Origin of the sequence: Actinobacillus arthritidis (assembly GCF_029774155.1) — a bacterium.
GTDB classification, from domain to species: Bacteria; Pseudomonadota; Gammaproteobacteria; order Enterobacterales; family Pasteurellaceae; genus Actinobacillus; species Actinobacillus arthritidis.
Window position 1 is genome coordinate 1,062,849 of the sequence record NZ_CP103833.1, and the last position, 13,763, is coordinate 1,076,611.

Here is a 13,763-nt window from a genome sequence, read left to right on the forward strand (position 1 = left end):
CTAACAAGAAATTTGCACATAACAAAAAATACAGGAGATGATTATGGCAACCCCACTATTTCACGGCAGTATCGTTGCATTAGTAACCCCAATGACTCATGGCGAAGTAAATTACGATGAATTAAAAAAATTAGTTGAATATCACGTCGAAGCCGGTACGCATGGTATTGTATCTGTCGGTACAACAGGTGAATCAACCACATTGAGCATTGATGAGAATGTTAAGGCAATCAAGAAAACCGTGGAATTTGTCGCAGGACGTATTCCGGTTATTGCCGGAACTGGTTCAAATGCAACTAGCGAAGCTGTCACAATGACAAAATTATTAAACGGTAGTGGTGTTGCAGGTTGTTTAAGTGTTGTACCTTATTATAATAAACCAACTCAAGAAGGCATGTATTTGCACTATAAAGCAATCGCTGAATGTACTGATTTACCACAAATTTTATATAACGTACCGGGCCGTACCGGTAGCGATTTAAAACCAGAAACCATCGGTCGTTTAGCTGAAATCCCAAATATTGTTGGTGTAAAAGAAGCAACAGGTGATTTAACTCGTCTTCCATTAATCAAGCAATTAGCTGGTGAAGATTTTATTTTCTTAAGCGGTGATGATGCGACTGGTTTAGAATCAATGAAACTTGGTGGTCAAGGTGTAATTTCAGTAACCAATAATGTTGTCTGCAAGCAGATATGGCAAAAATGTGTGAACTTGCCTTAGCCGGTAAATTTGAAGAAGCGGAAGCGATTAATCAACGCTTGATGGCATTACACCATGATTTATTTATTGAAGCAAACCCAATCCCAGTAAAATGGGCGACCTATAAATTAGGTTTAATTAGTGAGCCGAATTTACGCTTACCATTAACGACCTTATCAGAAAATGCTCAACCAACCGTATTAGCAAGCATTACAAAAAGCTGGTTTAATTTAACCGCTTGTGACTCAAACAAAACCCCGTACTTTGATACGGGGTTTTTTATTCAATAAGCAGTTAAACTTTCTAAAAGTTACAACACGTTATTAAAACAGTTCCACAACTTTAGCGAATACCATTAACACACCATAAGCAAGTGGAACAGTAACAATAATCCAACGTAACCACACCATACAGCCACCATGAACAACTTCTTCTGCAACCAAATAAGTATCCGAAATCACGGTTTCATCACATGGTTTTACACTATGTGCCGCCTCTTTAATCGGTAACTCGTGATGTTTTTCATGCACGGCTTTCACGCTTAAATTGCAAATCAGTCCAATAATTAATAAACCTGCCATAATATACATTGTAATGCTGTATGCTTGTGCTCGCCGGTACACCACTATCAATTTGCATCTGGCGAATATAGTTTACGAGTACAGGACCAACTACTGCGACCGTAGACCACGCAAGTAATACTCGACCGTGGATTGCTCCAACTTGATAACTACCGAATAAATCACGTAAGTAGGCAGGAATCGCGGCAAAGCCACCACCGTACATTGAAATAATCACACAGAAGCCGATTACAAATAAGGCTTTATTGCCACTCTCCCCTAATGACGGAATCAGAAAGTAAAGTACCGATCCCAATAAGAAGAAAATAGAGTATAAGTTTTTACGTCCGATTTTGTCCGAAATACTCGACCAAAAGAAACGTCCTCCCATATTAAACAAGCTGAGTAAGCCGACAAATCCGGTCGGCTAAGGTGCTGATTGCCGCTTGTTTACCGACCGAAACTTCGGAAAATAATTCTTGAATCATTACCGATGCCTGACCAAGCACACCGATTCCTGCCGTTACGTTTAGACATAAAATCCAAAACAGTAACCAAAATTGTGGTGTTTTCATTGCTTTATTTACACCGACATTATGTGAGCTAACGAGTTTATTAGTAGATGGTGTCGCAACAAAACCTTTTGGCTTCCATTCCGGGTGAGGCAAACGAATGGTAAACACGCCAAACATCATAAAGATGAAATAGAAAATGCCTAATACAATAAAGGTTTCAACAATACCGACAGACGTAGGGCTACTAAAGAAATTCATTAATGCCACAGAAATTGGTGAAGCGAGCATTGCCCCGCCGCCAAAGCCCATAATCGCTAAACCGGTTGCCATTCCGGGCTTATCAGGGAACCATTTCATTAACGTTGAAACAGGGCCAATATAACCAAGTCCTAAACCAATTCCACCTAATACACCGTTCCCCAAATATAACAACCATAGATTATGTGTATGTATACCAAAAGCGACGACTAAAAAACCCAAGCTAAAACAGATCGTTGCAACAAACATTGCCTTACGAGGACCAACACGCTCCATCCAAGTACCAAACAGTGCGACTGAAGCCCCCAATACCGCAAGTGCAATACTAAATACCCAACCAACGGTTGTTAGCTTCCAGTCATCAGCAACTGATTGAGTAATACCAATAACTTTCGTTAGTGGTGCATTGAATACCGAATAAGCATAAATTTGTCCGATAGATAAATGTACGGCAAGTGCGACAGGAGGAATAAGCCAGCGATTAAATTGCAGAGGTGCAATCGTTTTTTCACGATCTAAGAATGACATGGAAGCTCCATTTAGAGGTTATTAACAATAATTTAACTTAATTATAACAGCATTTCATGCTCACGCAAACGTTTGCGTAAGAAAAAACAAAAGAAATTCCGATAAAAAAGCCTCTTTTAAAAAGAGGCTTATGTAAAAATAAATTAAAATTAAACCGCTTGTAAATGAGCTTGGTAAGCCTGAAGCGTATTTTGCATCAACATCGCAACCGTCATTGGACCAACGCCACCAGGCACAGGGGTAATAAAACTCGCTTTTTGTGCCGCTACCTCATATTCTACATCACCGACTAATTTTCCCTCCACGCGATTAATTCCAACATCAATGACAATCGCCTTATTTTTAATCCATTCACCTTTTACAAAATTTGGTTTGCCTACACCGGCAACTACAATATCTGCTTGCGAGATATGATAAGCTAAATCTTTGGTACGGCTGTGAGTAACGGTTACAGTACAGCCTGCAAGCAGTAATTCCAAAGCCATTGGACGACCGACAATATTTGATGCACCGACAACAACGGCGTGTAAACCGGCAAGATTTACGCCTGTACTTTCCAATAATTTCATTACACCGTATGGAGTACAAGAACGTAAAGTAGGAATTTTCTGGCATAAACGCCCTACATTATAAGGATGAAAACCGTCTACATCTTTATGTGGCACAATCGCTTCGGTGACTTTCGTTGCATCAATCTGTTTCGGTAGCGGTAATTGCACTAAAATGCCATCAATAGACTCATCATTATTTAATTGTTCAATAATTGCTAATAATTCTGCTTCACTGGTTTCTGCCGGAAGATCATAAGATTTCGATTCAATACCAATTTCGGCACAACTTTTACGCTTGCTATTTACATAAACCTGAGAGGCAGGATCCATGCCTACCAAAATCACTGCTAACCCCGGTTTACGTTTTCCTTGTGCCGTATAAACTTGAATTTGCTCAGCAATATTTGCTTTCACTTGTTTTGCGACACTCGTGCCTGAAATAATTTGTGCGGACATCGGTTCTCCTCTAATTTTGATATGAATTGCAAACGTTTGCTATTGTGTCAGAAAACTGACGATTTGCAAGAAAGATATAGGTCTATGTTCTATTTGCATTAATGAGCAAAGTTCAAGCAATCAATTCTCTATCTTAAAAAAAGAGATTGACGGGAGTTAAGATAAGTCTATAATAAAACTCACTTTTCAGTCGGCGAGTAGCGCGACTTGGTAGCGCAACTGGTTTGGGACCAGTGGGTCGTAGGTTCAAATCCTATCTCGCCGACCACTTTATCCTCATAAATATTTCTTCCTTATCTATTTCATTGCGCCCTTAGCTCAGCTGGATAGAGCAACGCCCTTCTAAGGCGTGGGTCAAAGGTTCGAATCCTTTAGGGCGTGCCATTATCTTTTCTAAAATTAATTTCTTATATTATTCATCTTTTCTTTATTGAAATCTCAATAAAGTTTATCAGACAACGTTCACATCTCAAGTCAAATAAAAGCGGTCACTTTTTTATTCTGATTTATCAAAATCTAATAAAAAATAACCGCTTATTTTCTTAACTTGTAAACGAAAAAATTAGATCGCTTTTAATACGTTTACCATTTCAATTGCGCCTAATGCACACTCTGAACCTTTGTTACCTGCTTTCGTGCCCGCACGTTCGATTGCTTGCTCGATATTTTCTGTGGTTAATACACCGAAAATTACCGGTACACCGGTTTCTAATGCAACTGCACCGATACCTTTTGCCGCTTCATTACATACGTAATCATAGTGAGTTGTTGAACCGCGAATTACCGTACCTAAACAGATTACCGCATCATATTTACCGCTGGTTGCCATTTTTTTTGCGACTAACGGAATCTCAAATGCACCCGGAACCCATGCCGTATCAATATCATTTTCATCGGCACCGTGACGCACTAACGTATCAATTGCACCGCTTAATAATTTATCGTTGATAAAATCGTTAAAACGTGCGGTTACGATACCGAATTTTAAACCTGTCGCAACTAAGTTACCTGTAATCTTTGCCATTTTTTTGTCCTCTTGAAATATGCAAAATTTTATAAAAAAGTGACCGCTTGTATCATTTTATAGTAGGGACGCAACGCTTGCATCCCTAACACTACATACGGTTGTTAAAGTTAGAAGTTAAACATATGCCCCATTTTTACCTGTTTTACTTTTAGATAATCAATGTCATTTTTGTTCGGTTCTACAATAATCGGCTCACGTGCAACGATATTTAGTCCTTGCTCTTTTAACCCTTCAATTTTTGCCGGATTATTGGTTAATAAACGGATCGATTTCACGCCTAACTGCTGGAACATTTGTGCACCAATATAGTACTCACGCTCGTCTTCTTTAAAACCTAAAGCAACGTTCGCTTCAACGGTATCCATCCCTTTATCTTGTAATTCGTAAGCACGTAACTTATTAATTAAACCGATGCCACGACCTTCTTGACGTAAATACAGTACAACGCCTCTGCCTTCTTTTTCAATTTGTGTCATTGTCGCGGCAAATTGCTGACCACAATCACAACGTTGAGAGCCGAAAGCATCACCGGTTAAACATTCCGAATGAATACGTGCCAATACCTGCTCACCGTCCGTTAAATCGCCTTTGACTAACGCAACGTGTTCTTTACCTGAAATCACTTCAACAAAACTATGTGCCATAAATTCGCCATATTTGGTCGGCATTTTTACCACAGAAATTTGTTTCACTAAGCTATCATGCTTACGGCGATATTCTTGTAATTGTTGAATCGTGATAAACGGCATATTGTGTTCTACCGCAAATTTTTGTAGATCCGGCATGGTCATCATGGTGCCGTCATCTGCCATAATTTCACAACATAAACCGGCGTGTTTTAAACCGGCTAAACGAGCTAAATCCACAGTTGCTTCGGTATGACCATTACGTACTAAAACGCCACCGTCTTTTGCCACCAATGGGAACATATGTCCCGGGCGGCGGAAATCAGTTGCTTTCGCATTATCATCTACAATTTTCATTGCGGTAATTGAACGTTCAAAAGCAGAAATGCCCGTTCCTGTGTCAATATGATCCACCGATACTGTAAACGCCGTTTCATGGTTATCTTCATTGACTGCCACCATCGGATGAAAATTTAACTTTTTAGCAATTTCCGTTGAAACCGGTGTGCAAATTAAACCTTTGCCGTAAGTTGCCATAAAATTGATATTTTCCGGTGTCGCGAATTCCGCCGCACAAATAAAATCACCTTCGTTTTCACGATCTTCATCGTCAGTCACTAAAATGATTTTACCTTGACGAATCGCTTCAATCGCATCTTCTACTTTTGAAAATTGGAAATCTGTCATCTTATTTTCCTAAAATATACATTTTTTGTCGGTAGAGACACACTGCGTGTGTCTCTACAAATTTTAAAATCCTGCCTGCTTTAAAAAGTCTAAACTAAGATTACTTTTCGGTTCATCCGCCGGCTTTTTCAATAAAAACTGTTCGATATATTTGCCGACAATATCATTTTCTAAATTGACAATACTGCCGATTTTTTTCGAACCTAAATTGGTTTCTTTAATCGTATGCGGAATAATCGACACGCGGAAACTTTCATCATTGGTATCCACTACGGTCAGGCTAATACCATCAATGGTAATCGAACCTTTCTCGATAATATAGCGCATTAACTTCGGAGAGGTTTTAATCCGATACCACGTTGAATTATGTGCCGGTGTGATTTCCGCAATTTCGCCCGTGCCGTCAATATGACCCGAAACAATATGTCCGCCAAAACGTCCGTTTGCCGCCATCGCTCGTTCCAAATTAACCGGACTATTCGGTTTTAATTCGCCTAATGAAGTACGTTTTAACGTTTCAGACATCACATCGGCGGTAAATTGATTGCTTGAAAAAGACGTTACGGTTAAACATACGCCGTTTACGGCAATACTGTCGCCTAAATGAACATCTTGTAATACCTTTGTCGCATTAATCGTCACTACCGCAAATTCGCCCTGTTTATGAATCTGGGCAATTTTACCGACTTCTTCAATAATACCCGTGAACATTTTTCCTCCGCTGTTTATATCTACTCGCTCTTAGCCAGAGAGAGCATCATAAAACTTCATAATCCAACAAAATATCTTCACCAATTAGCTCGGTTGATTTCAGTATTAATTTAACCGCTTGGTCGATTTGTTGAATTCTCACCACCGATTGGGGTTTTCGCTTGTTTACCACCGACTAATTTAGGCGCAATATAACAATGTACTCGATTCACGATACCGCTTTCTAACGCACTGAAATTTAAACTTGAACCACCTTCCAATAACAGACTGTCGATCTGCATTTCACCAAGCTTTTGCAAAAGATCTTGCAAATCTACCCGCTTGTTTCGTGCTTTACACACTAATACTTCTACGCCAAGCGGTCTAAATTGCTCAATTTTTTGCAAATCGTCACTAACGGTTGCAATCACGGTGCGATATTCTTTCGCTGTTTGCACTAACTGGCAATCCAACGGTGTACGTAATTGGCTATCGCAGACAATCCGAACAGGTTGTTTCGCATTCGGCATTCGGCTATTTAGCATCGGATTATCGGCAAGCACCGTATCCACTCCCACCATAATCGCACTATATTGATGACGAGTTTGTTGCACTCTTGCTCTTGCCAATTCACCGGTAATCCATTTGGATTCGCCGCTACTGGTTGCAATTTTACCGTCTGCCGTCATGGCATATTTCATCAGCACATACGGGCGTTTAGTTTGAATATAGTGGAAAAAAATCGGGTTTAGCGCATCACATTCTTCTTTGAGTAAACCTTCCACCACTTCCACACCGGCTTGACGTAACTGACCTGCACCACGCCCCGCCACTAAAGGATTCGGATCACTTGAACCGATAAACACTTTTTTAATGCCCCGTTCAATTAATAAATCCGAACAAGGTGGCGTGCGTCCGTGATGACAACAAGGCTCAAGTGTTACATAAGCAGTCGCCCCGAAAAGATCTTCCTTACAATGTAAAATGGCATTACGTTCCGCATGCCAACCACCGATCTTTTCATGGTAACCTTCGGCAACGATTTCACCGTTTTTGACAATTACACAACCGACAAGCGGATTGGGATTCGTCCAGCCTAAACCTTGTTTTGCCAATGCAATGGCACGGCGCATATAGTCTAAATCAGTCATTGTTTTGAAACTATTTGAGGGCAGAGGAAAACACATTACAGGCGTGTTTACCCTAATGATGAAAAAAGCCTTGAAATCTTTCGATCTCAAGGCTTGTAAAAAAGATAGGAAAAACCACCGCTTACACGGTTATTTCATCTTCTTCCATCCAGACTATACTGTCGGTACCGGAATCTCACCGGTTCCTGCCAAACCTTTTTCGTTCGGCTCGCGGACTTTACCGCCGATCGGGAATTTCACCCTGCCCTGAAGATTATTAAAAAATTGTTGCAAATTTTGCGACTTTTGATTGTCAATGTCAAGCAAGAATTAGCGTTTATCCAATGCCATTGATAATAAAGTAATTGGATGTAAACAAGTAACATTGCTCGACATATCAATCTGCCATTTACAGGTTTCACACTCTGAAATCACATAATCAAAACCGCCTTCATTGATATGCTCAAATAAAGTTCGTCCGATTGCTTGTGACGTTTCGTAGTTTTCCGCTTTAAAACCGTAAGTACCTGCGATACCGCAACATTGCGATGGCAACATGACTACTTCTAACTCTGGAATTTGTTTTAATAATTCCAACGTATAAGGCGCCCAACCGGCTTTTTCTACGTGACAAGCAGTATGATAAGCAACACGTAAACGCATCGGTTTAAGCGGTAATTTTCTGCCTGCTTTTTGCAATTTGTATAAGTGGCGTGTCACAATATCAATATGCGATTTCACTTTGGTATTCGGCATACCGAGGACATGGCTGTATTCTTCTTTAATATTTGCCGTACAGCTTGAAGACGTACCGATCACTTCCAACTGTTTATCGACAGTTTTTTCAAGATATTTCAGGTTAAATTCAGCCTGTTTTTTCGCTCTTTCCGGAAAACCGTTCACCATTAACGGTAAACCGCAACATTTTTCTTTTTCAAGCAAGACCACACCAATATCCAGTGCATTCATCACATCAATCACTTCTTTACCTAACTGCGGATTATTATAGTTCACATAACAACCGTGGTAATAAGCGACTTGCTCTTTGAATTGCGCTTGGCGTTTCGCTTCTTTTTTCATATACCAATTACGGAACGAACCGAATGAATATTTCGGTAAGGTACGGTGTTGGCTGACTTTTAAGGTTTTCTCTAACAAGAAACGGGTCGCTTTTAAACCGGTAATCGTATTCACAATCGGCGCAAACGGCGTATTCATCGTACCCATAATATCGGTATTACTTAATACCGCATCACGTAATTTGTGAATCAACGGTTTATTTTGACGCTCAACGTGACGATTTCTCGCACGCACAATAATGTCACCGATTTTTACATCTGACGGGCAAGCAATTTCACAACGTTTACAGTTTGTACAATATTTCAAGGCTTCATCGTAGAAGTCTGGGCTTTTCAGACGTAAACGCTCGCCGTCCGGACCAGATTGTTTTGGTCCCGGATAAAACGGATTATTACGAGAAACCGGACATACCGCCGTACAAGCGGTACATTTCAAGCAACTTTCAAAACTTGGGTCAAAATGTTGATGAACAACCGGAGATTGTACGCCTTGACGTGCATTTTCAATTAATTGTTGAATATTCATTTTGTACCTCCGATTTGTTCTGCAACGGTTAATGCCGTTACCACAGCAACACCCGAACCACAACCTTGCTCAATACCTTGGAAGCCTCCGATGACATTTCCCACCGCATATAAATTCGGCACAACTGCACCGTTTTTTTGCACTTGGCAAGCCGAGTTAATCACCACACCGGCAGATTGGTAAGGTTGAGGTGCCGCAAAGCGGTTATTTGTCCAAGTAAAGCGGTCGGAACTGTCAAAATTTTTGCAACCGCAAATATCCAAATCAAACACCGGTTCTTTCACTCGCTCAAATTCCGCCACAAGTCCGTTGCTAAAAAAGCTACCGGCGACCAACACAAAATGATCCGCACTAATCGGTTCTTCTTGGTGTGACGTAGTAAAAATACGTGCGACATTTTCACCATCAAACTCAGCCCTTACCGCTCGGTCACCGTTCATCATCATGCCGCCTAATTGCTCAAAACGTAAACGTAATTGGCGATGTTGGCGAATACCTAATAAAGATGGCGGTAATGTCGGTAATTCAAATAATGCCAAACCGGTTGCTTGTTGTAAGCTATTGAAGAAGTCTTGGTTATCTAAGCCGAAACAAGCCGGTAAAAAGACTGCTTTCGCACTCCCTGCCGCCTGTTTAATTTCTTTCACAAGATCTTGGAAAGACAATTTATGCTCTAATAATTGTGCGATATTCACGCTACGAAATTCTCGTGAGTTTTGGCGTAAATGATCCAATTCCGGAATATTCAGATAACCAATCGTAAATTCATAATCGGCAAATTGAGGGTTTTGTTTTAAATTATCCGCCAATAATTGCGGTTGAAAATCGTGATAACCCTCAATGCCCAATAACGCAATATGTTTTTCGGATAAATCTGTCAAATGCGGAACAGTCGGCACGCTATTCGGTGATAACCACGTCGCACGTAATCCGCCTAACGGGGTGATTCGCTCGTGATTTTGTGAGGTTGAACCCTCTAAATATAAATTTAATGCTTTTGCCAACTGTTCGAATTGCTGGGCTTTCGCTAATACTTGTTCTTTACCGAGAATACTGTACGGATGTTCCGGAGCCTGAGCTTTTAATTCATCTAACGATTGGTAAACATTTTGCACTTTTTGACCGCTTGGTAAGCGAGAAAGTAAATCCATTGAACCGGAAGAAAAATCAATCGCGACTTGTCCGTTATTAATAATCGCACAGCTTTTTCCTTGTTCTTGAAGGGCAATCCCACAGGTTAAACCGGCGAGTCCGCCACCGATAATCACTACATCAAAATTCATTGCTATTTACTCCTGTGCTTTCGCTTGCCGGAACATCATTCAATCCAAGTAAGCTATAATAAATCCAACTAGTAAATTCGGCTTCTCGCATCGCATCACCCCATGCAATCGGCTGAATACCACGCCAACGCTCTTCCATAAATGAGGCTAATTGTGTGGTTGATTCTTTCGGTGTAGCAACGTTGAAACGACTCATCAAACCGGTCGCACGACAAGCACAAAGCTCTGCTTGGCAAGTCCCCATACCCACACGAGTACGGCGACGTAAATCCACAAGATTATTTACGTTTAATTCATCAACTGCATAGCGTACCTCACCGGCGGTCACAGCTTCACATTCACAAACTAATGAACGGTCTAAACGTTCATTCTCAAGTAAACGTGTTGCACGAGAACCGTGACGATATACCGCAGAATGGCGGATTGTATTTGGCAATGAAACAATTTTTTTACTGGTTTCTTCTCGACTTTCACTTGATCCTGGTAATGGACGTTCCGCTGTAGTACAGCGGTCCGATTTATTCAATTTTTTACAAACTAAATCGGTTGCCCATTCTGCCATTAAACGATAAGTCATTAACTTACCGCCGGTAATGGTAATAAAACCGTCTAAACCATCACGTTCTGCGTGATCAAGTAATACAATACCACGGCTAACATTACGACCGGATGGATCATCATCACTCGCAACCAGAGGACGAACCCCCGCATAAGCACGTAACACACGAGTATGACGCAAACTCGGTGCAAGTTTCTCCCCTTCACGGAATAACACATCCACTTCTTCCGGTGTTACCACCATATTGTCAATTTGATCATAAGGAATACGGTCGGAAGTCGTACCGATAACGCAAATGGTATCGCCCGGCACCAAAATATCGGCATTTGCCGGTTTACGGCAACGGTTGATCACCATATTGTTAATACGGTGTCCCATTACCAGTAACGAACCTTTTGCCGGGAACATTTTGATTTTGAGATCGGCATATTCGGCAATACCTTGCCCCCAGATTCCGCCGGCATTCACCACGATTGGCGCAAAAAATTGGCGATCAATATGATTTCTGTGATCGTACACATTTACCCCGATCACTCTACCACCCTCACGAATCAAACCTTTCACTTCGCAATAAGTAAAAATCTGAGCGCCATTTTCCGTTGCATCCAGCATATTTGATGCCGTTAAACGGAACGGATCAATCGAACCATCCGGTACGACTACCGCTCCCACTAATGATGGGTTAACAGACGGCTCCATATATTTTGCAAGATCCGGCTCAATTTCGACCGCTTCAATACCTGATGCCGTACAAGATTCAATAAAAGTTTTCTGATAATTCAGATCATCTTCCGGCAAACTGATAAACAGCCCTTTGGTATCATCCACACAATGACGTGCGATCTGTTTGAGAATTAAATTTTCTTTAATACATTCTTCGGCAGATTCTCGGTCGTTTACCGCATATCTTGCACCGCTATGTAATAAACCGTGATTACGCCCTGTCGCACCTGTGGCAATATCTCTGCGTTCAAGTAATATACATTTTAAGCCTCGTAAAGCACAATCTCGTGCAATGCCGGCACCCGTTGCACCACCACCGATAATAATAACGTCTGTATTTACCGGTGAAAAATCTGCAACATTCTTATACATTTGAGGTGAAATGTTCATAGTCAACCTCTCCCACATTAAATGAAATGAAACGAACAAAAGGAAACAACGCCATTGTATAAAAATGAGCGTTTTGGAACAAGCAAATGAGCAAAAAAGAAATCAGAAATGTGAATGAACTCACAAATTCTTTCAATTAAAGAAATTATTTGTGGCATAGATCACAAATTTACATAAATTAGCTTTTATATTCACTTCCTTAATATATCCTTACGTCCGTTTGTTGATATATAAACACTGATAACCTAGGAGAATTAAAATGAAAATTAAAGTATTAGTCGCTAGCCTTATCGCTACTGCAGTATTAGCCGGTTGTACCCATTCTCAATCTATGCAAATGACACAAACGGACAAACTCGTCATTGCACACCGAGGTGCTAGCGGTTACTTACCGGAACATACCTTAGAATCCAAAGCACTCGCTGTTGCACAACAAGCGGACTATTTAGAGCAAGACCTTGCCATGACTAAAGATAATCGCTTAATCGTTATCCATGACCATTTCTTAGACGGTTTAACCGATGTCGCTAAAAAATTCCCAAAACGTGCACGTAAAGACGGGCGTTTCTATGTTGCAGATTTTACCTTGAAAGAAATCCAAACCCTTGAAATGACCGAAAACTTCAAAACTGAAAACGGTCAACAAGTCCAAGTGTATCCAAACCGTTTCCCAATGTGGAAATCACATTTCAAAATTCATACTTTTGAAGATGAAATTGAATTTATCCAAGGTTTAGAAAAATCAACCGGTAAAAAAATTGGTATTTATCCGGAAATCAAAGCCCCTTGGTTACATCACCAAGAAGGTAAAGATATCGCATTAGAAACCTTAAAAGTCTTGAAAAAATATGGCTATGATCAAAAATCAGATCGCGTTTATTTACAAACCTTTGATTTTAATGAGCTAAAACGTATCAAAACCGAATTATTGCCTAAAATGGGTATGGACGTGAAATTAGTACAATTAATCGCTTACACCGATTGGCATGAAACAGAAGAAAAAGATGCCTCAGGCAAATGGGTTAACTATAACTATGACTGGATGTTTAAAGACGGTGCGATGGCTGAAGTAGCGAAATACGCTGATGGCGTAGGTCCGGGCTGGTATATGTTGGTTGATGATAAAAATTCAAAACTAGGCGATATTAAATACACTCCAATGGTAAAAGATATTGCGAAAACCAAAATGGAATTACACCCGTACACAGTACGTAAAGACGCTTTACCTGACTTCTTTAGCAATGTAAATCAAATGTATGACGCATTATTAAATAAAGCAGGTGCAACCGGTATCTTTACAGATTTCCCGGATACAGGTGTTCAATTTCTTAAAGGAACAAAATAAGTATTTTTTCTGAGCGAAAAAGAAGATAAATTGGTGAATCACTCACTTTTTTAGCTAAATCGCACATAAAAATGTGAGTGTATTCACAAATTTTAATAAATTATATGGAGTATTACTTTTTTTTCGATAA

8 protein-coding genes, 2 tRNA genes, 3 pseudogenes and 1 riboswitch are annotated in these 13,763 nt (G+C 40.3%); of the genes and pseudogenes, 4 read left to right on the forward strand and 9 right to left on the reverse strand.

What is annotated here, in order from left to right:
• Positions 1–37 precede the first annotated feature (37 nt).
• A pseudogene (dapA, locus tag NYR89_RS04935) lies at positions 38–934 on the forward strand (4-hydroxy-tetrahydrodipicolinate synthase).
• Positions 935–1,023: 89 nt separating this feature from the next.
• Here the strand turns inward: dapA and NYR89_RS04940 are convergent.
• Positions 1,024–2,561: pseudogene (locus NYR89_RS04940) on the reverse strand (OFA family MFS transporter).
• A gap of 149 nt (positions 2,562–2,710) precedes the next feature.
• Positions 2,711–3,568 carry a bifunctional methylenetetrahydrofolate dehydrogenase/methenyltetrahydrofolate cyclohydrolase FolD gene (gene folD / locus NYR89_RS04945; RefSeq protein WP_279446582.1) on the reverse strand — a complete coding sequence of 286 codons (858 nt, stop codon included), beginning with the start codon at positions 3,566–3,568 and terminating at the stop codon, positions 2,711–2,713.
• A 191-nt stretch (positions 3,569–3,759) separates the two neighbouring features.
• Here folD and NYR89_RS04950 point away from each other — a divergent pair.
• Both NYR89_RS04950 and NYR89_RS04955 read left to right on the forward strand, forming a co-directional pair.
• A tRNA-Pro gene (locus tag NYR89_RS04950) sits at positions 3,760–3,836 on the forward strand.
• Between the two features lie 39 nt (positions 3,837–3,875).
• A tRNA-Arg gene (locus NYR89_RS04955) sits at positions 3,876–3,952 on the forward strand.
• Between the two features lie 178 nt (positions 3,953–4,130).
• On the opposite strand, the gene ribH is transcribed toward NYR89_RS04955, so the two are convergent.
• The 7 genes and pseudogenes from ribH to glpA all read right to left on the reverse strand — a co-directional run bounded on the left by ribH (position 4,131) and on the right by glpA (position 12,288).
• A complete protein-coding gene (gene ribH, locus NYR89_RS04960) occupies positions 4,131–4,592 on the reverse strand; it encodes a 6,7-dimethyl-8-ribityllumazine synthase (RefSeq protein ID WP_005600491.1) in 462 nt (153 codons plus the stop codon).
• Between the two features lie 110 nt (positions 4,593–4,702).
• Positions 4,703–5,908: a bifunctional 3,4-dihydroxy-2-butanone-4-phosphate synthase/GTP cyclohydrolase II gene (locus NYR89_RS04965; RefSeq protein WP_279446583.1), complete on the reverse strand. Its 1,206-nt coding sequence runs from the start codon at positions 5,906–5,908 to the stop codon at positions 4,703–4,705.
• Between the two features lie 63 nt (positions 5,909–5,971).
• Complete coding sequence (ribE, locus tag NYR89_RS04970) at positions 5,972–6,619, reverse strand: riboflavin synthase (protein ID WP_278225784.1); 648 nt, start codon at positions 6,617–6,619, stop codon at positions 5,972–5,974.
• Between the two features lie 46 nt (positions 6,620–6,665).
• A pseudogene (gene ribD / locus NYR89_RS04975) lies at positions 6,666–7,749 on the reverse strand (bifunctional diaminohydroxyphosphoribosylaminopyrimidine deaminase/5-amino-6-(5-phosphoribosylamino)uracil reductase RibD).
• 132 nt (positions 7,750–7,881) lie between these two features.
• A riboswitch (FMN riboswitch) is annotated at positions 7,882–8,007 on the reverse strand.
• Between the two features lie 51 nt (positions 8,008–8,058).
• On the reverse strand, positions 8,059–9,333 hold the full coding sequence (glpC, locus tag NYR89_RS04980) for an anaerobic glycerol-3-phosphate dehydrogenase subunit GlpC (protein ID WP_279446584.1): 1,275 nt from the start codon (positions 9,331–9,333) through the stop codon (positions 8,059–8,061).
• On the reverse strand, positions 9,330–10,616 hold the full coding sequence (glpB, locus tag NYR89_RS04985) for a glycerol-3-phosphate dehydrogenase subunit GlpB (RefSeq protein ID WP_279446585.1): 1,287 nt from the start codon (positions 10,614–10,616) through the stop codon (positions 9,330–9,332). Before glpB ends, glpC begins: the two co-directional genes overlap by 4 nt.
• Complete coding sequence (glpA, locus tag NYR89_RS04990) at positions 10,606–12,288, reverse strand: anaerobic glycerol-3-phosphate dehydrogenase subunit A (protein ID WP_279446586.1); 1,683 nt, start codon at positions 12,286–12,288, stop codon at positions 10,606–10,608. The genes glpB and glpA overlap by 11 nt, the downstream gene beginning before the upstream one ends.
• A gap of 259 nt (positions 12,289–12,547) precedes the next feature.
• On the opposite strand from glpA, the gene glpQ reads away from it, so the two are divergent.
• On the forward strand, positions 12,548–13,633 hold the full coding sequence (gene glpQ, locus NYR89_RS04995; RefSeq protein WP_279446587.1) for a glycerophosphodiester phosphodiesterase: 1,086 nt from the start codon (positions 12,548–12,550) through the stop codon (positions 13,631–13,633).
• Positions 13,634–13,763 lie beyond the last annotated feature (130 nt).